Source organism: Burkholderia contaminans (assembly GCF_029633825.1).
In the GTDB taxonomy this organism is placed as follows: domain Bacteria; phylum Pseudomonadota; class Gammaproteobacteria; order Burkholderiales; family Burkholderiaceae; genus Burkholderia; species Burkholderia contaminans.
Genome location: NZ_CP090641.1, coordinates 922,780 through 943,632 on the forward strand (window position 1 = coordinate 922,780; position 20,853 = coordinate 943,632).

At 70.2% G+C, this 20,853-nt stretch carries 11 protein-coding genes; 4 read left to right on the plus strand and 7 right to left on the minus strand.

The window, feature by feature from the left end:
- Positions 1 to 98: 98 nt before the first annotated feature.
- The 6 genes from LXE91_RS21885 to LXE91_RS21910 form a co-directional block, all read right to left on the minus strand.
- On the minus strand, positions 99 to 1,862 hold the full coding sequence (locus LXE91_RS21885; RefSeq protein WP_039366566.1) for an ABC transporter ATP-binding protein: 1,764 nt from the start codon (positions 1,860 to 1,862) through the stop codon (positions 99 to 101).
- Complete coding sequence (locus tag LXE91_RS21890; RefSeq protein WP_039366353.1) at positions 1,862 to 3,583, minus strand: ABC transporter ATP-binding protein; 1,722 nt, start codon at positions 3,581 to 3,583, stop codon at positions 1,862 to 1,864. The genes LXE91_RS21885 and LXE91_RS21890 overlap by 1 nt, the downstream gene beginning before the upstream one ends.
- A complete protein-coding gene (locus LXE91_RS21895) occupies positions 3,580 to 4,632 on the minus strand; it encodes a Gfo/Idh/MocA family oxidoreductase (RefSeq protein WP_039366351.1) in 1,053 nt (350 codons plus the stop codon). Before LXE91_RS21895 ends, LXE91_RS21890 begins: the two co-directional genes overlap by 4 nt.
- A complete protein-coding gene (locus tag LXE91_RS21900; RefSeq protein WP_039366349.1) occupies positions 4,629 to 10,103 on the minus strand; it encodes a non-ribosomal peptide synthetase in 5,475 nt (1,824 codons plus the stop codon). Before LXE91_RS21900 ends, LXE91_RS21895 begins: the two co-directional genes overlap by 4 nt.
- Entirely contained in the window at positions 10,100 to 14,479 is a 4,380-nt protein-coding gene (locus LXE91_RS21905; RefSeq protein WP_039366347.1) for a non-ribosomal peptide synthetase, read from the minus strand. The genes LXE91_RS21900 and LXE91_RS21905 overlap by 4 nt, the downstream gene beginning before the upstream one ends.
- Positions 14,480 to 14,602: 123 nt before the next feature.
- Positions 14,603 to 15,544, minus strand: coding sequence for a helix-turn-helix transcriptional regulator (locus tag LXE91_RS21910; RefSeq protein ID WP_046196569.1), 942 nt, complete (start codon positions 15,542 to 15,544; stop codon positions 14,603 to 14,605).
- Positions 15,545 to 15,761: 217 nt separating this feature from the next.
- On the opposite strand from LXE91_RS21910, the gene LXE91_RS21915 reads away from it, so the two are divergent.
- The 4 genes from LXE91_RS21915 to LXE91_RS21930 are packed head-to-tail and all read left to right on the plus strand — an operon-like array spanning position 15,762 to position 19,922.
- Positions 15,762 to 17,414 carry a (2,3-dihydroxybenzoyl)adenylate synthase gene (locus tag LXE91_RS21915; RefSeq protein ID WP_039366344.1) on the plus strand — a complete coding sequence of 551 codons (1,653 nt, stop codon included), beginning with the start codon at positions 15,762 to 15,764 and terminating at the stop codon, positions 17,412 to 17,414.
- Positions 17,411 to 18,184, plus strand: coding sequence for a thioesterase II family protein (locus LXE91_RS21920; RefSeq protein ID WP_039366340.1), 774 nt, complete (start codon positions 17,411 to 17,413; stop codon positions 18,182 to 18,184). Before LXE91_RS21915 ends, LXE91_RS21920 begins: the two co-directional genes overlap by 4 nt.
- On the plus strand, positions 18,181 to 18,486 hold the full coding sequence (locus tag LXE91_RS21925) for an isochorismate lyase (RefSeq protein WP_039366337.1): 306 nt from the start codon (positions 18,181 to 18,183) through the stop codon (positions 18,484 to 18,486). The genes LXE91_RS21920 and LXE91_RS21925 overlap by 4 nt, the downstream gene beginning before the upstream one ends.
- Positions 18,483 to 19,922 (plus strand): isochorismate synthase, encoded by a 1,440-nt coding sequence (locus tag LXE91_RS21930; protein WP_039366334.1) that lies wholly within the window; start codon positions 18,483 to 18,485, stop codon positions 19,920 to 19,922. Before LXE91_RS21925 ends, LXE91_RS21930 begins: the two co-directional genes overlap by 4 nt.
- A gap of 25 nt (positions 19,923 to 19,947) precedes the next feature.
- Here the strand turns inward: LXE91_RS21930 and LXE91_RS21935 are convergent, their stop codons facing one another.
- Positions 19,948 to 20,832, minus strand: a complete 885-nt coding sequence (locus tag LXE91_RS21935; RefSeq protein WP_172625564.1) for a LysR family transcriptional regulator — start codon at positions 20,830 to 20,832, stop codon at positions 19,948 to 19,950.
- Between the last annotated feature and the right edge of the window lie 21 nt (positions 20,833 to 20,853).

Consider the following 20,853-nt stretch of genomic DNA (forward strand, 5'->3'; position numbering starts at 1 on the left):
TGATAATCATTCTCATTATCAAATAGAACCGGCGGGCGATTTTTCGATCGAGGGGCTTTTCCTATCGATTCCGGGCATACCGGATCGCATTGTTCACGTCAGTGTTCGGACTCGGCCGGCCGGACTTCGGCACCCACATCGGCGGGCGGTGGTGCGTCGGACGGCCGCCCGGCGCGGGCGAACGTCGCGTACCACGCATCGGACTCGACCAGTTGCGCGTGTGTGCCCGTCGCACGCACCCGGCCCGCGTCGAGCACGACGACCGTGTCGGCGGCCGCCGCGAGCGCCGGCTGGTGCGTGACGACGATGCGCGTGCGCTGGCCGCGCAGCGCGACGAGGCTGTCGCGCACGCGCCGCGCGCTCAGTTCGTCGAGACTCGCGGTCGGCTCGTCGAACATCAGCACCGGCGCACGCGCCAGCAGCGCGCGCGCGAGGCACGCACGCTGGCGCTGCCCGCCCGACAGCAACTTGCCGCCCGGCCCCACGTCGGATTCGAGCCCGTCCGGCAGGCGCTCGGCGTCGCGCAGCAAACCGACCGCGTCCAGCGCGTCGTGTAGTTCCGCATCGGTCGCGTCCGGGCGGCCCATCCGCACGTTCCACGCAAGGCTGCCGCGAAACAGCCCGTTGTCCTGGAACACGAGGTTGCGCGTCGCGGCGAGCGTCGCCTCGCTCAGGTGCCGTACATCGGAGCGGCCGAGCAGCACACGCCCGGTGCCCGGATCGTCGAGCCGTGCGAGCAGGCCCAGCAGCGTGCTCTTGCCGGCCCCCGTGGGGCCGACGATCGCGACGAAGCCACCCGCCGGGCAATGCAGGTCGACGCCGTCGAGCAGCGTCGCGCCGCTGGCCGACCGGTAGCCGACGCGCACCGCCTCGACGCTCGCATCGCGTAGCGGCGTACCGCGCTCGGGGCTGTCGAAGCGCGGCGCATGCAGCACCGCGAGCACCGTGTCGAGCGCGCGCCAGCCGCCGCGCAGCGCCTGGTCGAGCTGCGTGAGCTGCGCGAGCGGCTCGATGAAGCGCACGAGCAGCACGAGCACCGCCACGGCCGTCGCGGCATCGAGCCGGCCGGCGGAGACGGCCCATGCGCCGCCGACCAGCATCGCGACGAACACGCCCTGCACCGCGCCCGCGAAGCCGAGCTCGATCGGCAGCGAGCGCCGCATCAGCGCACGCGTGCGGCGATGCTGCTCGTCGAACGCATGCTGCAAAGCCGCCCGCGCGGCGCCTTCCCGGCCCGCGAAGCGCAACAGCCCCTGATGCGCGGCGAAGGTCTGAAGCTGCACGGCCATGTCGCGATCGCCCGCCGCGCGATCTTGTTCGAATGCGAGCGTGCGCGTGCCGCCGCGTTCGAGCAGCGCGAACAGCAGCACGGCCGCGGCCGCGAGGCACAGCGCGATGCGCCAGTCGATCCACGCGAGCCCCACGACGACCGCGAGCGGCGTCACGACCGCGCCGATCAGCGGCCCGAGCAGGTGCGCGGGAATCCCCATCGCCTGCATGACCGGCCCGCGTAGCAGCCCGGCCGGATGACTGTCGCGCACGGCCTGCCACGACGCGATGCGCGGCAGGTGCCGCACGAGGCGCTCGACGAGGCCGGCCGCGAGCGCGCCGCCCGCGCGATAGCCGCCGCGCTGCGCGACGTACAGCACGAACGCGTGGCACAGCGTCAGCGCGCCGAGCGCGATCGTCCAGTGCAGCACGGCCGTCTGCGCGCCGGCAAACCATGCGCGGATCAACGGCACGAGCAGCAACCCGCAAGCGCCGTCGAGCAACGCGGCGGCCACCGCCCAACCGGCGCCGCGCCACAGCGCGCGGCGCGCTTCGGATGGCAAGCACTGCAAACGTTTGAGCGATTTCGTCATCATGCGGCCTCCCCGCCTGCGGCACCGCGTTCGCGCCATAGCCGCGCATACAGCCCGCGCGCGGCCAGCAGCGCCGCATGCGTGCCGCGCTCGACAATGCGGCCGCGATCCATCACGAGAATCTGGTCCGCATGCCGGATCGCGTCGAGATCATGGCTGACGATCACTCGCGTGCGCCTGTCGCCGCGCAGCGCATTGCGCAACGCAAGCCCGGTGTGAGGATCGAGCGCCGAGGCCGGTTCGTCGAGCAGCAGCAGCGGCGCGGGCGACAGCAGCGCACGTGCAATCGCCAGCCGCTGCAGTTCGCCGCCGGACAGCCGCGCGTCACGACCGCACACGCAGTCGTAGCCGCCCGGTAGCGTGTCGATGCGTTCGTCGAGACAGGCCGCGCGTGCGGCTGCGCGAATCGCGTCACGATCGGCATCGGGCCGGTAAAGCGCAATGTTCGCGGCGATCGACACGTCGAGCGCGGCGGCCTGCTGGAACACCATCGCCACCTGCTCGCGCAGCGTATCCGACGCGAGCAGCCGAAGATCGGCGCCGCCGAGCCGCACCGTGCCGTGGTCCGGATCCATGAAGCGCGCGAGCAGCATCAGCAGCGTGCTCTTGCCCGCGCCCGACGGCCCGACGATCGCGGTGGTCGTGCCGGCCGCGATCATCGCATCGATATCGCGGAGGATCGGCGTGCCGTCGATGTCGACACTCGCGCCCAGTATCTCGATCGACGCATCGCGCGGCACCTTTGCGGCGCCATTGGCTGGCTCGGGCAAGGCCGGCTGCGCGAGCAAGGCGTCGAGGCGTTCGGCAGCAGCGCGTGCTTCGCGCAATGCGTCGGCACCGTGACCGAGCGCACGCACCGGCGCCGCTACGGCCCATATCAAAAGTGCGAACGCGCACAGCTCACCGACGGGCAAGCGGCCTGAAGTGAGCCACATCGCGCCGAACACGACCCACGCGAGCAGGAACGGCGTGCCGAGCAGCACCTGCGTGCACGCACCGGGCCCGCCGACGCGGCCGACCCACACCGAAAACGCCTGTTCGAAGCGCCCGGTCGACGCCAGCGCGGCCGCCTCGATGCCGGCGCCCGGATACTGCCGCACGAGCGCCGGGTTCTGCGCGAGTTGCGCGTAGTCGCCCATCAGCTGTTCAAGCGCCGCGTTGCGTGACGCGACGGCCGGCGCGAACCGCGCCGAACGCATCCAGCGAAACAGCGCGGCGCCCGCGACGAGCGGCACGAGCGCAAACGCAAGCAGCGCGGGATTCAGGTAAAGCAGGCACGCGAGCGCCGCGCACGGCACGACGATGAGTTGCGTGACATCGGCAGGCGCATGCGCGACGAGCTGGTGCAGCGCACGCACATCCTGGTCGACGTGACGCGCGATGCGATCGCTGCCCGCCCGCGCGAACCAGCCGAGCGGCAAGCGTTGCAGATGATCGGCGAGGCGCCTGCGCAGGCGATCGGCGAGATCGGCGTCGACCCGGTGCGTCAGATGCAGCGCGACCGTCTGGCCGCCCAGCCAGCACACGCCGGCCACCACGGCCGCGACGAGCCAGCCGCGGGCGGTCGCGTCGAGCTGCGCCGTCGCGCGCCACGCGTCGGCGAACCAGCCGAGCGCGAGCCAAGGCACGAGCGAGGCGACACCGGCCAGCGCCTGCAGCACGACCGCCGCCACGAGCGGCACCGCGAACGGCCGCAACATCGAAAACAACGGCCGCTTCATGCGGCGCGCTCCAGCAGCATGCCGAGCGTGGCCGCGCACGCGTCGCCCGGTGGCTGCTCCGGAAAGCCGAGCTGCATCGTCAGTTGCTGCCAGACACGCGTCACGTCGATGCTGCGCTGGTTGCACGCCTGCAGCCCTTCACCCGCAACGAGCCGATCGACCGCGCGCACGGCCGCTTGCGGCCAGCTGCGCGCATGAATCGCGCCCCACGTGTCGCGCGCGTCGTCGCAGATCTGGATGCTCGGCATGTCGCTGCCCGTCGCATCGCCGAAGATCGGGAACAGCCCGTGTTCGTCGATCTCCGGCTCACGCAACGCGGGGGCCCACCACAGCGGGCCGTGCGGCGACGCGAGCGTCCACGTGCCGGCGTCCGTCGTCAGCGTGATGCCGAACAGCAGGCTCATCCGGCCATCGTCGGCCGCCGCCATTTCGTTGTGCACGCGCAGCGACACCGGTGTTTCGGCCAGCACCATCGCGCACTCGCGCATCGACGACAGTGCCGGCCCGACCGGCTCGACCGACCACGGGCCCACGCCCTGCAGCGCGGCCGCGAGCACGTCGAGCGCCGCGAAACTGGCCTGCACCGAGCACACCACATCCGCATGCACCGGCGCGCTCGTTTCGCGCAGCCGTCGCGCGACGGCGATGAAGCGCGAGACGACCGGCAGGTTCGGATAGAAGCTGTTGAGCAGGCAGCGGCGGCCATGACGCGACGCGGTGCGCAGCACGCGACTCCATTCGTCGGGCAGCAGCGGATGCTCGATCACGACGTCGATTCCGCGTTCGAGCAGCCGGCACGCGAGCGCGGCCCCGTCGGCGCCGCGCGCCGCACCGCCGACCGCCACGCACGCGACGCGCACATCCTCCGGCAGCGATTCGGGTGCGTCGAACACGGGCGCGCCGACACGCGCGGCCAGCGCGGCGGTGCGCGCGCTGCCTTGCCCGAGGATGCCCGCGACACGATACGCGCCGGACGCAGCGAGGCCCGCCGCATAGAACTGGCCGAAGCGTGAGCCGGCCACGACGACCGGCAGCGGATGGACCTTCATTGCGCCTCCTTCAGGCGGGTGTCGACAAACGCGGCATTCAGGCAGTCGAAATGACCGCCGGGGATATCGACGGCCGTGATGCCGCCGAGCGCCTGCGCCGTCCAGTATTCGGTGAGCGCGGCGCGCTGCTGCGGAATCAGCGGGTTGCAGCGCTCCGGCACGAACAGCCGCAACGCGCCCGCATACGGCGCGTCGCCGGCCCAGTGGCTCGCCTGCACCGAATGCATGAAAAGCCGGTACAGCCGTTCGCGTTCGTCGAGCAGCGGATGCGCGACCGTGTCCTGCATCGACAATCCGGCGGCCGTGCGCAGCACGCGGCTGCGCAATGCATCGAGCGGCTCGCAGCGATCGCCGAAAATTTCCAGTTGCGCCTGCAGGCTGCCGGGCGCGAGACGCGCGGGGTCGGCCTTCAATGCGTCGGCGAGCGCGTCGGCCAGCACGTACGTTTCCGGAAACCCGAGCGCATCGAGCGGCAGCCCGAGCGTCGCCGCGAAATTGAACAGCACGAGCCGTTCGTCTTCGATCAGGTACGGAATCCGGTAGCTCGACACGATGTCCAGCGCGCGCACTTCGACGCCGAGCTGCGCCAGCGACTTCGCCATTTCGAGCGCGACCAGCCCGCCCGAGCAGTAGCCGAGCACGTCGACCTCGCGCACGCCGGTGCGCCACAGCGCATCGGCATAGCGCCGGCCGAACGTCGCATTCAGGTGGCATGCCGGCACATCGAGATAATCCTGCGCGTCGCGTACTGCGAAGCCGAGCACCGGGCCGAGCCGCGCGAGCGCCGGCATCACCGGTCGATACGCATGCACGGTGCCGAGCCCTTCGTGCACGATCACGCGCGGTACGCCGTCGCCCGGTGCGAGCGGAATCGGACGCACGTCGGCACGCACGCGCGGCGCGGGCGCATGAATGACCGCCGACGCGTGAGTCGTGCGCGGGGCGGCAGGCGGCGTTCCAGCCGCTTTCTGCTCACCCGCATCGCGCAGGCATTGCGCAAACGCAGCGGGCGTCGGTTGCGCCAGCACCCAGCGCAGCAGCCGGTCGAACGGATACGCTTGTGCGAGCGGTTCCTCGCCACGCAGCCGCGACACGAGCTGCGCGATCAGCAGCGAATCGCCGCCCGCCGCAAAGAAGTCCTGGTCCGGCGTGACGTTGCGCGTATCGAGCACCGCTTCCCACAAGCCGATCAACCGGGCCAGCAGCGGATCGGCGGCGGTCTGTGCGTGGGCCGGTCGCGCGGCCGCCGGCTCCGGTTCGCGGATATCGGCAATGCCGGCCAGCGTACGGCGGTCGATCTTGCCGTTCGCGGTCACGGGCAGACGGTCGAGCACGCGCAATTGAGACGGCACCATGTAGCCCGGCACGCGCTCCGCGACGAACGCCAGCAGCGCGTCGGGTGCGATGCGTGCCGCGCCGCGCTTCACGTGCGCGAGCAGGATGTCGTAGCCGAGCACATCGAGCGGCGTGCCGGGCGCCACGCAACCGAGCGCGCGATCGCCGCCGTCCGACTGCAACCATTCGAGCCACTGCGCGCGCGGCACGAACAGCCGCGCCGACCCGGCACGCGCGTCGTTCGGCGTTTCCATCATCAGCCCCTGGCTGATGCTGATCTCCGGATGCTCGGTCGTCAGTTCCTGGATCACCCACCACGCATCGGCCGCCGACAGCGCACGCAGCCCGGCGATCAGCGCGACCGTATCGCGCGCATTGTTCAGCGCGCCCGAGCTGATCGTGACGTCGATCGAATGCGGCGCGATGCCCTGCGCGTCGAACGGCGCGTTCATGTCGAACCGCACGAACCGCATCCACGGATACGCGGCGAAGCGCTCGCGCGCCGCTGCAAGGAAATAGCTCGACACGTCGCTGAACAGGTAGTCGATCCGCGCACCCGCTTCGACCAGCGGTGCAAGGGCATCGACGATCGAACGCGTCGCCGCGGCCGTTCCCGCGCCGATCTCGAGGATGCGCCACGGACGCTGCGGCTCGCGCTCGACGACCGCGCGCACGGCGCGTGCCATCCCGTTGTGCAGTGCATGCGCATGTTCGCCGTCGCTGTACATCGCATCGGCAATATGCGATGCGCCTTCCGGGAACATCAGGCCGGCAGGCGACACGCTGCCGTCCACCTGCACGTCGATGCATCCCGCGCTGTCGCGGAAATAGTCGATGAGGACGGCCGGCCACAGTTCGGGCGATGCGTCTTGCGCGAATGCATCCCAGCATGCGTGTGCGTCGACGTGGCCGGCATCGGGCCGCAGACGCCAGCCCCCCGCTTCGGCATCCGCGCGCAGCACGCCATGCTTGTCGAGCATCGCGAGCCAGTGACGCAGCAGATGCCGGCGCGGCGCCGGCACGCGCAACCGTTCGCACAACGTCGCGAAATCCGTCGCAGCATCCTCGGTCAGCTCGCCTGCCGGCACGATCCACGCGGCCAGGGACGCAACGCAGGCCGCCTCGAGCCGGGCGACCGACCGCGCCACGTCCGCATGCGCGGGCAAGCGCGCGGCGTCGAACGCCGTACGCACGTGCTTCGCGATCTCGTGCAGCGCGTCGTCCTGCGCTGACGCAGACGGCTCCACGGCGTGCAGCGAAGCGAAGCTCGCGAGCCGGCGCTCCGCACCTTCGCCGAGCACGATCGTCGCGGCTGCGCTGACGAGCGGATGCGCGGTCAGCGCAGCGTCGATCTCGGCCAGCTCGATCCGGTAGCCACGGATCTTCACCTGATCGTCCTGCCGCCCGAGGAATTCGAGCGAACCGTCGGCGCGCACGCGGCCAAGATCGCCGGTGCGATACAGCCTGCGCCCGTCGCGATGACGGATGAAGCGTTCGGCCGTGCGCTCGGGATCGTTCGCGTAACCCGTTGCGAGCCCGACACCGCCGATATGAATCTCGCCGCGCACGCCGGGCGGGCACGGCCGGCCGAGTGCGTCGAGCACTTCCATCGTCTGCCCGGTCAGCGCGCGACCATAGGGAATGCTGGCAAGCTGCGTGTCCGCTGAACGAATCGGATGCTCGATCGACCAGATCGACGCCTCGGTCGCGCCGCCCAGGCTGAACAGCGCGCTGTCGGGCCAGCGCCGCCACCAGCGCGCGGGCAGCGTCACCGGAATCCAGTCGCCCGACCACAGCGCGCGGCGCGGGCCCGGCACGTCGAGCGCCGGTTCGCCTTCGAGGTAATCGATCAGCATCTGCCCTTGCGCGGGCACCGAGTTCCACAGCGTCACGCGATGGCGCACCATCAGCTCGGCCCAGTGCGACGGATCGTTGCCGCGCGACGGATCCGGCAGCACGATGCACGCGCCGCGCGCGGTTGCGCCGAAGAAGTCGTAGACGGACAGGTCGAAGCTGAGCTCGGCCACGCCGAGCACGACGTCGCCGTCACCGACTTCGTGGCGCGCATTGATGTCGGCGAGCGTGTTGCACACGGCCGCGTGGCTCAGCATCACGCCCTTCGGTTCGCCGGTGGAGCCCGACGTGTAGATCACGTAGGCGAGCGCGTCGCCGTCGATCTCGCGCGCCGCGCGCGGCGGCCATTGCGTGTCGATCGGCAACGTGTCGATATCGATGCGCGCGCACCCATCATGTTCGAAGTCGAGCGCCTGCACGCTGACGACCGCACGCACGCGCGCGTTGCGCAGGATCGCCTGTTGCCGTAGCGCCGGCTGGCGGCTGTCGACCGGCACGTACGCGGCACCCGCCTGCACGATCGCGAGCACGGCCGCGAGCTGGTGCGCGCACTTCGGCATCAGCACCGCGACCGTGTCGCCCACGCCGACGCCGGCCTGCTCGAGTGCAGACCGCAGCGCCGCCGCGTGCTGCGCGACATCGCGATACGTGCGCGCCCCCTGCGCATCGATCACCACCGGCGCATCGGGCGTACGCAATGCCTGCGCGGCGAAGCCGGCCGCGATATGCGTATCCGCATCCGGATGGATCTCGGCGGCGGGCGCGGTGGACGGCAGCACGACGTCACCCTCGCGCGACCACCATTCGGCGTCAGCCGCGAGCCGTTCCAGCAGCGCGACGTACGCGTCGAACATCGCCGCGGGCATGCCGTCCGGAAACAGGTCGTCGCGCACATCCCAGCCGATTTCCAGCCCGCCGAACTGGTCGGTCACCTGGCAGTCGAGCCAGACCTGCGGCGTCTGGCTGATCATGTAGAGAGGCGGCTCGGCGCGGCCCGCGTGCTCGCCGAGCAGGCGGCCCACGCTGCCGATACCGCTCGTGAACACCACCGGCATCAGCGCCGCCTCCTTGCCGCGCCGCCGCGCGAGTTCGCGCATCACGTCGACACCGGTAAACGCGCGATGATCGAGGTCCTCGAACATCCGCACGCCGATCGTGCGCGCACGCTCGACGAAATCGCGCCCCTGCGTCGCGTCGACAGCAAGCAGACTCAATGCGGTGAAATCGCCGAGCACCGCGTCGATGCGCGGATGCACGGGCGGGCGGTTCAGCACCGTCAGGTTCAGGCAGAACGCGGGCGACTGGCTCCAGCGGCCCACAACTTCGGCGAACGCGGCCAGCGCGACGCTTGCCGCGCTCAGCCCGAAGCGGCTTGCGTGTCCGCTCAACGCGGCCCATTGCGCGCGATCGAGCCGCGCATGCCGGTGCGTGAAGCGCGGCCGTGCATCAGACTGCATCGCGGGTACCACCGGCAGATCGGGCCGCGCCGGCAGATCGTCGATGCGATCAAGCCACCACGCCTTGTCACGCGCATGATCGGCCCGCGTGCCCGCATGGGCTTCATTGACGACGTAATCGCGGAACGTCGCATCGAGCGGCGCGGGCTGCCATTGCGGATCGTCGTAACGGCGCCGCCATTCGGCGAGCAGCAATTGCAGGCTCGGGTAGTCGATCAACGTGAAATCGACGGACAGGTGCAGCACCGCGCCGTCCGTCCCGAGGCTCACTTCGGGCTGCAACACCGGCCAGCGGTCGAGCGCATGCACCGCATGATCGAGGCGCTCGCGCACGCGCTTCACGTGCGCGTGGAATGCGGTCGCATCGGCCTCGCGCAGATCGTGCACCGTGAGCGGCTGCCACGGCACGTCGGACAGCACGCGCTGCCATGCGTTGTCCTCGACGATCGCGCGCAGCATCGGATGCCGCGCGACGCACGCGTTCCACGCCGCCTCGAAGCGCACGCAGTCGAGATTCGCGGGCTCACCGTATTCGACATACAGATGGCACGCATTGCCGCCGAACTCGAACGATTCGTGCCGGCCGAGCACATACGCGGCCTGCACCGGCGTCAACGCGAACCGCTCATGGCGCCGCGCCGGATCGCTGCGCCACGCGCCGTCCTGCAGAAAGCGGATGAACGCATCGCGTTCGGCCTTGATGCGCGCGGCCAGGTCCGCATCGAGTGCGCCGGCCGGCGCGCGATAGCGCAACTGTCCGCCGTCGTCGCACCACAGTTCGATCTGGCGTTCGCGGCAGAGATCGAGCACGTCATCGAAGCTCACAGCACGCCCTCCTCGATCGTCGCAACCGGCGCGTCGCCTTCGGCCGGCGCGGCCTCGTCGAGCCGCGCGGCAAGACCCGCGAGCGTCGGCTGCCGGTAGAACGTCGCCATCCCGACCCGCACGCCGAGCCGCTCGCGCAGTTGCGCGAGCAGGCGCGTCGCGAGCAGGCTGTCGCCGCCGAGCGCGAAGAACGTCGCGTCGCGCGCATTCGCCGGGCGGCCGAGTGCGTGCTCCCAGCACGCGAGCAGCGTCGCCTGCCGGTCGTCGGCCGGCACGAACGCATCGTGTGCGGCCGGTGCGTCGCCGAGCGCTCGCGCGAGCGCGTCTCCCACCGCTCGCCGATCGATCTTGCCATTCGCGTTGAGCGGCCAGCGTGCGATGCACCACAGCGCATCGGGACGCATCGCGTCAGGTAACCGGTCATGCAGCCAGTCGGCCAGCGCCGCTTGCGCGACCGGCTCGCCAACATGGCGCGCGTCGATACAGGCAACGGCAGTCGAGCGCCAGCTCCGTGACGCTTCCAGCGCAAAGCCGCATGCGTGTGCCGCCGACGCCAGCGCATCGTGTGCAAACGGCCGCGGCAACGACGCATCGCCCGTCACGCCCGCAACGAGTTCGCGCAGCGGCGAATCGCGCAGCACGTCGGCGAACAGCAAGCGGCCATGCTGTGCCAGCAACGCTGCCGCGATTCTGAACGTATCGCGCGGATCGTCACGCAGGTGCGCCGCGGCGAAGCTGATCACGCAATCGAACCGGCCGAGATGGCGAACGGGCAGCAGGCCGTCCTGCATCGTCTGCAACGTCGGCATCGTTTGTGTGAAGTACGCCTGCGCGTTGTGCAGCAGACCCGGCGACGCGTCGAACAGCGTCACGTCGAAGCGCGGATCGTCGAGCACGCCGAGCCCCGCATCGAACCATTGCCCGGCGCGCGCGTCGAGCACCGCGACGCGCAACGGTTCAGTGCATACGGCGGCCTGGGCCTGCAGCGCATCACCAAACTCGCGCAGCACGCGTGCGCCATCCGGCAGGCGTGCCGCGAACGCCAGCGGTGCGATCCTCGGATCGAGCGGGACTCGCCGCGCGGCGCCTTCCCGGTCCGCGGCGAGCGCACGCAGCGCTCCGGCCAGGTCGTCGAGATCGGCGGCATGCCAGCCGAGCAGATCGAGCGCGCCGTCGATCGACATCGATACGTGCTCCTTTGCATGCCGATGCGCACGCAACGACGGCGGCAAGGCCGCATCGCCGTCGAGCAGCCGATCGGCGACTGCACGCGCGACGGCCGCTTCCGCGTGCACCGTATCGGCAACGTCCGCGTCCGCGAGCGCAGGCGATGGCAGCGTTGCATCCGATGCGCGATCGACCGGCACGAATGCCGCGGCAATGCGCGCAGCCTCGCCGCCGACCACGCTCGCACACGCACCGTCGATCAGCGGATGCGCGGCCAGCGCGGCCTCGATCTCGCCCAGTTCGATCCGGTGCCCGCGCACCTTCACCTGGCGATCCTCGCGCCCCAGGAACTCGAGCGTACCGTCGGGCCAGTAGCGGCCCCTGTCGCCCGTGCGATACCAGCGGCCCGACGCTTGCTGCACGAAGCGCTGCGCAGTCAGCTCGGGATCGTTCCGGTAGCCGCGTGCGAGGCTGTCGCCACCGATCAGCAGTTCGCCCGGCACATAGTCGGGTACATCGCGGCCGTCAGCGTCCACGACACGATAGGCCTGCCCCGGCAACGGCCGGCCATACGGAATCGAACGCCAGTGCGGCGGCACGTCGCGCACCGTCTGTACGTTCGACCAGATGCCGGCCTCGGTCGCGCCGCCGAGCGCATGGAACACGCATGCGTCGCCACATCGTTCGCGCAAGCGCGCCGGAAGATCGAGTGCGATCCAGTCGCCGGACAGCAGCGCCGCGCGCACGCTGCGGCACGCGTCGGCCGCGGCCGGCACCGCCAGCGCCATCTCCAGCAGCGCGGGCGCGGAATTCCACAGCGTTACGCGATGCTGCGCGATCAGCTCGATCCAGCGCGCCGCGTCGCGCGCGTCATCCTGGGTCGGCAACACAAGCTCGGCACCGGCACCGAGCACGCCGAACAGGTCATACACCGACAGGTCGAAATCGAGCGCCGATACCGCGAGCAGCCGGTCCTGCGCACTCAGGCCGAGCAGCGCATCGATCGCATCGATCGTGTTGAGTGCCGCCGCATGCGTCATCTCGACACCCTTCGGCACGCCCGTCGAACCGGACGTGTAGATCACGTACGCGGTAGCCTGCGGCGCCACTGCGAGCGGCGCGGCCAGCGGTTCGTGCCGCATCAACGCCGCGACGCCGAAATGCGGCAATGCTGCATCGGCGAGCGTCGCGTCGCCGATCGTGGCCTCTACACCGGCCGCGCGTTCGATCAACGCCTTGCGCGCGGCCGGCTGCGCGATATCGAGTGGTACGTAGCACGCGCCGGCGGCCAGCACACCGAACACCGCGGCTACCTGGGCAGGCCCGCGCGGCAGACTGATCTCGACAGCGTCGCCGTGCCCGATGCCGGCCGCACGCAAGCCGCCCGCGATCGCAAGCGCCTGCGCGGCCAGTTCGCCGCGCGTCACCGCTTGCTCGCCGTACCGCAACGAAACGGCCGCCGGCTCACGCGCGGCCAATGCGAAGAAGTCGGCATGCAGCGTGCGCGGCCGCCCGGGCGCGGGCACCGCGTTGAGCGCATCGCGTACGCGACGCTGCGCGGACGGCAGCTCGACGACGATCGGCAGCCGCCAGTCGCGATCGCACAGCGCCTGCACGAGCGCGACATACGCGCCGAACATCGCGTCGATCATCCCGTCGGGAAACAGGCCGTCGACGCTGTCCCACGCGAGCAGCGCGCCGTCCGGCACACGGTAGAGCTGATGGTCGAGCCACACCTGCGGCGTCTGCGAAATCATGTCGTGCAGATTGCCGAACACGCGCGCGAATGCGTCGGGCACGAACGGTGCGTCGCCGAGATTGCACGAGAACACGACAGGCGCCGCGCGCGGCGTGCCTTGCCGGCGCGCATCGCGCAGCACGTCGAGCGCCGGATACGCGGCCTGCGCGATCGCACCGTGCAGCCGATTCTGGAACGCGCGCACCGTATCGGCCGCGCTCGCGTCGGCGCGCAGGTCGCATTCGACGAGCAGCAGCGTCGTGAAATCGGCGATCACGCGGCCGAGATCGGGCGCATCACCGTGCCGGTCGAACAGCGGCACGTTGAGCAGGAACGTGTGACGGCCACTCCAGCGCGCGAGCACCGCGGCGAACGCCGCGCCGAACACTGACGACAACGTGACGCCATGCTGCGCGGCCCGCGCCTGCAGGCGCGCGAGTTCGGCCGTGCTCAGCGTATGCGCGATGCGGCTGAAACGCGGCGCACGGATCGTTTCCGGCGCACGGGCGAGCGGCAGCGCCGGCCCTTCCGGCAGCGTGGCGAGCCGCGCCTGCCACGCGTCGCGCGCCGCGGCCCGCGCATCGCTCGTTTCGGCCGCGCGACGCGCGAGCCAGGCCGGGAACCACGTCGACGGCGCGTCGGGCAATGCCGACGGCTCGGCATACGCGGCACCGATCTCCTGCATCAGCAACCGCACGCTGTCCACGTCGGCCGCGAGCAGGTCGACGCTCAGCCATACGCGGTCCTCGCCGCCGGGCATCTGCACGAGCCCCATCATGAAGACCTGCGCGTGCTCGACGTCGAGACATTCGTGCGACCGGCGCGCGCGCAGCGACACCCATTCGGTTTCCGCATCGACGGCCGTCCTGCCGCGCCAGTCCGCATGCGCGAACACCGGCGCGTCCGGCGCCGCGACGATCTGCTGGCGGCCCCCAGTGAAGCGCGCACGCAGCATCGGATGGCGCTCGCGCACGAGCCGGCATGCCGCATCGAGACGAACGGGATCGATCGCGCGGCTACGAAATTCGAGGAACGCGTGACAGCTCACGTTGCCGAGCACTTCGCCATCGCCGCGGCCAAGCCAGTACGCCTGCTGCACCGCGGACAAGTCGAACGGCGCATGCACGTCGACCTCGACGACCTCGGCCGCGTCGACGTCAGGCGCCGCGGGGGCGACGCGCGGCGCATTCGCAAGGAGTTCGGCCCACGCGCCGAGCGTCGGCGTGCGCGCGAGCGCATCGAACGTCAGCGCGTAGCCAAGGCGGTTCACGCGCGTCTGCAGATACATCAGCCGGATCGAATCGAGGCCGCAGCTCAGCAGGTCCTCGTCATCGTCGAGCGACGCGATTTCGTCGACGGGCTCGTCGAGCAGCTCGGCGATCATCGCGACGAGCTGCGAGCGAAAGGCTATGGGAGAAAAACGGGAAGGGTCGGAATGATCGATGCTGGAATCGACAGAGGTCTGGCTCATGGGCACGCCTTGTATGGGTCGTTCGATGGCGGATCCGCGCGGCGGCGGCCACCCGTGAATGAGAATCTATCTCATTCACACCCATGAGCCCGGTCGATTGCTTTAGGCTGCCGGTCAGTTGTTTTAGATTGCCGCGCGCGCCATCTCGACGTCGTCGATCGCGTTCGACGACGCACGAATATCGCTCGGCGAAATGCCGTAGCGCTTGCGGAACGCGATCGAAAAATGGGCCGGGCTGTAGCCGACGCGGTACGCCACGGTCGACACGTTCGCGTCCTCCGCGCACAGCATCGCGTGCGCGGTCCGCAGCCGGTATTCCTGCAGATACGCGTACACGCTCGTGCCGAACACCTTGCGAAAACCGGCCGTCAGCTTGCGCGAATTCATCCCCACCCTGCCGGCGAGCGCATCGAGTGTGGGCGGCTGCTGGAGCTCGCGCGTCAGGATGTCGCTCGCCGCATACACGCGCTCGACGTCCGACGACGTGACGCGCACGTCGGCCGGCGCGAACTGCCGCTGCGTCGCCAGCAGTTGCGCGCTCAACGCCGTCAGTTCGAATGCCTTGGCCTTCAGGTAGTACTCGCGAACCGCGCCTTCGAACGGGCACGTCGCGATCTGCACCGCGAGCGCCTGCAGCGCCTTCGACGCCGGGCAACTGACGATGCGCGGGTCGCCGCCCGTCGGCGCGAGCATCTTCTCCGGCAACAGGCTCAGGTTGCGGTCGAGCGCGTCGAGGCCGAGCTGCACGATCGTGTAGCGCAGCGGCATGTCGCGATCGTAGATCTGGTGCGTCGTGAATTCGCCGTCGTTGGCGATCACGCACAGGCCCGGCCCCTTGATGCACTGCTCGGGCTGGCCCGGCACGCGGCAGCGCAACTGCCCGCTCTGCACGAGGACGAGCTTCAGCCCTTTTTCGAGCGGCTCCTCGTACCAGTCGCGGCTATCCGAGCACAGCGTGCCGCTCATGAGTTTCATGCCCGCGTCGATGTGCACCACGCCCGGATGATTGCCGGGCACGAGCACCGGCGGGTGACGTCGTGACGAAGCGAAGGAGGTCGAGCTCATCGGAGGTCCGTTGGTTAGGCGGCACGCGCGGCCCGGCGCGCGCCGGCGGCAACCGGCCGATTGTCCGGCCGGGCCGGGCGGGCGCCGCGCGACAGGCGCCCGATCGAATGAAATTGCCGCGATATCGAAAGAAACGACGTTATCGCGGCACTTGTTACAAATGATAATACCTCTCATTTACATTTTCTGACAACTTGCCGGAACCCAAGGTCAGCGCATGCAAACCTCCCTTCCCTCCGTGGCGCCTGCCTTCCCGGCCGACGCGCCCGACTGGCCCGACGACTTCGCACGCCGCTACCGCGACGCAGGCTATTGGCAAGACACGACTTTCTTCGATGCGCTCGACGCGCAGGCGCAACGCGATCCCGATGCGCTCGCCGTCGTCGACGGCACCTGCCGGCTCAGCTATCGCGACCTGCTGGCGCGCATCCGCCAACTGGCGGGCGGCCTCGCGCGTCTCGGCCTAACGCGCGGCGACGCGGTCGTCGTCCACCTGCCGAACGGCGCACGCTTCATCGAGACCTGCTTCGCGCTGTTCCAGCTCGGCGTGCGGCCGGTGCTCGCCCTTCCCGCTCACCGGCACTACGAGATCGGCGCGTTCTGCCGCTTCGCCGGTGCGCGTGCGTATCTTGGCGCGGCGCAACTCGGCGAATTCGACTGCCGGCCGCTCGCGGTCGCGTTGCAGGCCGATTGCCCGACGCTCGAGCACATCGTGATGGCCGGCAACGAGCACGCGTTCACGCCGCTCGATGCGCTGTACGATGGCCCGCCGCTGCACGAATGCGCCGCGCGCGCCGACGACATCGCATGCTTCCAGTTGTCGGGCGGCACCACCGGCACGCCGAAGCTGATCCCGCGCCGCCATTGCGAATACCTGTACAACGTGCGCGCGTGCAGCGCCGCGAGCGGCTTCGACGCCGACACCGTATATCTCGCCGCGCTGCCGATGGCGCACAACTTCACGCTGTGCTGCCCCGGCACGATCGGCGCGCTGCTCGCGGGCGGCCGCGTCATCACGACCGGGCGGCCCGAGCCCGAACAGAGCTTCGCGCTGATCACGCAGGAGCGCGTCACGCATACCGCGCTCGTGCCGCCGCTCGCGCTGCTGTGGCTCGATGAACAGCCGCAACGGCTGGCCGACCTGTCGAGCCTGCGCGTGCTGCAGGTCGGCGGCGCGCGACTGATGGACCACGCGGCCACACGCGTGACGCCCGTGCTCGGCTGCCGGCTGCAGCAGGTGTTCGGCATGGCCGAAGGGCTCATCTGCTGCACGCGGCTCGACGATTCGCCTGAACGGATTGCGCAGACACAAGGCCGCCCAGTGTCGGACGGCGACGAAGTACGCATCGTCGACGATGCCGGCGAACCGGTCGCACCCGGCGAAATCGGCGAACTGCAGGTGCGCGGCCCGTACACGATCCGCGGCTACTACCGGCTCGCCGAGCAGAACGCGACCGCGTTCACGGCCGACGGCTTCTATCGCAGCGGCGACCGCGTGCGGCGCACCGCGGATGGCGACCTCGTCGTCGAAGGCCGCGACAAGGACCAGATCAATCGTGGCGGCGAGAAGGTCTCCGCCGAGGAAGTGGAGAACCTGTTGCTCGCGCATCCGCAAGTGCACGACGCGGCGGTGGTCGCGATGCCCGACCCGCTGCTCGGCGAGCGCACGTGCGCGTTCGTCGTCGCCCGCGCACCCGCGCCGTCCCGGCTGGTGCTGAAACGCTACCTGCGCGACTGCGGGCTCGCGGCGTTCAAGATTCCCGATCGCATCGAGTTCATGCCGCGCTTCCCGGAAACCGGCATCGGCAAGACCAGCAAGAAATCGCTGCGCGACCTGCTGCGCCGCCAGTTGCAGGCAGCGGCCGCATGAGCGCACGCCCGACCGATTCGAACTGGATCCGCGAACTGCGCTTGTCGCCTTGCCCGCGCGCGCAGCTCGTCTGCTTCCCGCACGCCGGCGGCACCGCGAATTTCTTTCGCGGCTGGAGCCGCGCGCTGCCGTGGGACGTCGACCTGCTCGCGCTGCAGTATCCGGGCCGCGAGGAACGCTTCGGCGAGCCGTGCCTGACGTCGATCGACGCACTCGCCGGCCCCGCCGCGGATGCACTGCAACGCTATGCCCACGCGCCGCTCGTGCTGTTCGGGCACAGCCTCGGCGCGGCGCTCGCGTACGAGGTGGCAGCGCGGCTCGAAGCGCGTGGCGCGGCGCCGCTCTACCTGGCCGTGTCCGCGCTGCCGCCGCCGCATCGCCAGCGCCCGTCGGACCTGCACCTGCAATCCGACGACGCGCTCGTGGGCGATGTCGCGCGGCTGTCCGGCGAGCACGCCGCGCTGCTCGCCGATCCGGAAATGCGCGCGATCTACCTGCCGATGATCCGCAACGACTACCGCGCGATCGAGACGTATCGCCGCGACCGGCCGCCACGGCTCGATACGCCGCTCGGCGTGATGCTGCCGCTTACCGATTCCGAGCTCGACAACGACGAGGCGCGCGCGTGGCAGGACGTCGCGTCGCGCCCGATCCGCATCGAGACGTTCAGCGGCGACCACTTCTACCTGCGCCACCAATACCCGGCGGTGATCGCGCATCTGGTCGAACGGATCGACCATTCCCTTCGTTACGGAAAGGAGTACACATGAAGACACCGGACGCCTGCACGGGGCTGCCCGACATTCGCGAAGCCATCGATCGCCTCGACGCCGACATCATCGATGCGCTAGGCCAGCGCATGCAGTACGTGAAGGCTGCGTCGCGCTTCAAGCCCGACGAAGCGAGCATCGCCGCGCCGGAACGGGTGGCCGCGATGCTGCCCGACCGGCGCCGCTGGGCCGAACAGGCCGGCCTCGACGCCGACTACGTCGAGACGCTGTTCTCGGGCCTGATCGCGTGGTACATCGCGCAGCAAACGCAGTATTGGCGGCATCAGCGGGGGCTCGCATGAACGCCGGCCTCCCGCTGCTGCACGACACGTTCGCCCGTGGCGCCCGCCGCGCCGCCGACACCGGCACGCCGACGCTCGCGTCGGTGTCGGTACCGCTACGCCCGCTCGACTTCTTCGACCTGATCGCCGCGTGGGACGACGGCGCCACACCGTGGTTCTTCCACGAAGCCGGCGATGCGTCCGTCACGCTGTTCGGCTGGGACGGCGCGCTCGAGCTGACCGCCACCGGGGACACGCGCTTCGCGCAGATCGATGCGCGCTGGCACACGCTCGTTCGCGATGCGGTGATGGCCGGCCCGCAGCCGCCGCGCCTCGTCGGCGGCTTCCGGTTCGATTCGCATGGTCCACGCAGCACACACTGGGCGCCGTTTCCCGATGCAAGCATGACTGTGGCAAAGCTGCTGGTCGTGCGCGAAGGCGATGCGCACTGGGCCGTCTGCCAGCACGTCGTCGCCGCGCACGACGATCCGGCCGCCCTCGCGCATGCGTGCCTCGCACGCATCGAGTCGCTCGGCACGCTCGCTGCCGCCCATGACGACGATGCGCCGCACCTGCTGCACACGCAGGCGCTGCAGGCGAGCGAATGGCAGCACGAAGTCCGGCGGGCGGTGGACGCGATCCGCGGCGGCAGGTTCGGCAAGGTCGTGCTCGCGCGCGACGTGCTCGACCAGTACGCGCGGCCCGTTGCCGTCGCGCCGCTGCTGCGCCGGCTACGCAAGCGCGACGCGCACGCGCACCTGTTCGCGGTCCGTCGTGAAGGAGCCTGCTTCGTCGGCGCGACGCCGGAACGGCTCGCGCGTGTCGCGGCCGGCGACGTGCGCACGCATGCGCTGGCCGGGACGATCCGGCGCGGCGCCACGCCCGACGACGATCGCGCCCTCGGCGCGGCCTTGATGGATTCCGCGAAGGAACGGCTCGAACACGCGCTCGTCGTCGACGCGATCCGCGCGGCGCTGGCGCCGCTGTCGCGCATACTCGACGTGCCCGGGCAACCGTCGCTGCACCGGCTGCCGAGGCTGCAGCACCTGAGCACGCCGATCCGCGCGACGCTGAAGGCGGATGCGACGCTGCTGCAGGTCGTTGCGGCATTACATCCGACGCCCGCGGTGGCCGGCCATCCGCGCGCCGAAGCGCTCGACCACATCCGTGCGCATGAAGGCTTCGATCGCGGCTGGTACGCGGCGCCCGTCGGCTGGATCGACGCGCACGGCAACGGCGACTTCATCGTCGCGCTGCGCTCCGCGCTGGTCGAGGGCGGCGCCTGCCGGTTGTTCGCGGGCTGCGGCATCGTCGCCGATTCCGAGCCGGTCAACGAATATCAGGAGACCGAACTCAAGTTGTCGGGCATGCAGGCGGCGATCCGCGTGCGCGATGCGGCAGCGGAAGCCAACGCAAGTGGCGCGGCAAAGGTGTCGACTTCGTCGACGGTCGAGTAATGCGTCGGCACAGCGGCCGTGCGCATCACAACAGCGGCAGCGTGAGCCGGATATGCTCGGCGAACGCCGCCGTCAGGTGCGACGGCCGCTTGCGATTGAACTTCAGCGCAATGCCCACCGCCGGCAACGGCGGCAGGCGCGGATCGCCGGTGACGATCGCCAGGTCGGCCGGCACCGCCGTCTGCGTCATCACCGCGAACGCCTGCCCCGAACGCACCAGCGCGATCAGCCCCGCGAGGCTGCTGCTCGCATACGCGACCCGATAGTCGCGGCCGGCCCGATCCAGCGCCTCGCACGCCGCGATGTGATCGAGCGTGTCGCGATCGGACAGCGCCAGTGGCAACGGATCGAAATGCGTGGGTTCGAGCCCCGGATAGCCGATCCAGACCAGTTGCTCGCGGCGAATGATGTCGTCGTTCGCGCCGTCGTCCGGCAATGAAATCATCGCCAGATCGACCGCGCGTTTCTCCAGTTGCTCGACGAGCCGCGGCGTCGGTCCGCACACGACCTCGACGATCGCCTGCGGATGCTGGCTCGAAAACTGCCGCAGCAGCGCAGGCAGCCAGACTTCCGCGTAGTCGTCCGGGCAGCCGAAGCGGATCGTCCCCGACAAACCCGTGCCGCACAGGTCGGCCATCGCCTCGTCGTGCAGCCGCAGGATGCGCTGCGCATGCACCAGCAGCCGCTCGCCCGGATGGGTCAGCACCACGCCGCGCCCGGTGCGCTGGAACAGCGGCTGGTCGACGGCCTCCTCGAGCCGCTTCATCTGCTGGCTGAGCGCCGACTGGGTCCGGCCGACGCGCGCGGCCGCGCGGCTGAGCGCGCGCACCTCGGCGATCACGACGAACGAGCGCAGCAGGTCGATTTCGAGCGAAAGCCCCAAGGTATTAGCCCCTTTTCTACCTTGCATTAGAACTATTCGTTTCCATCA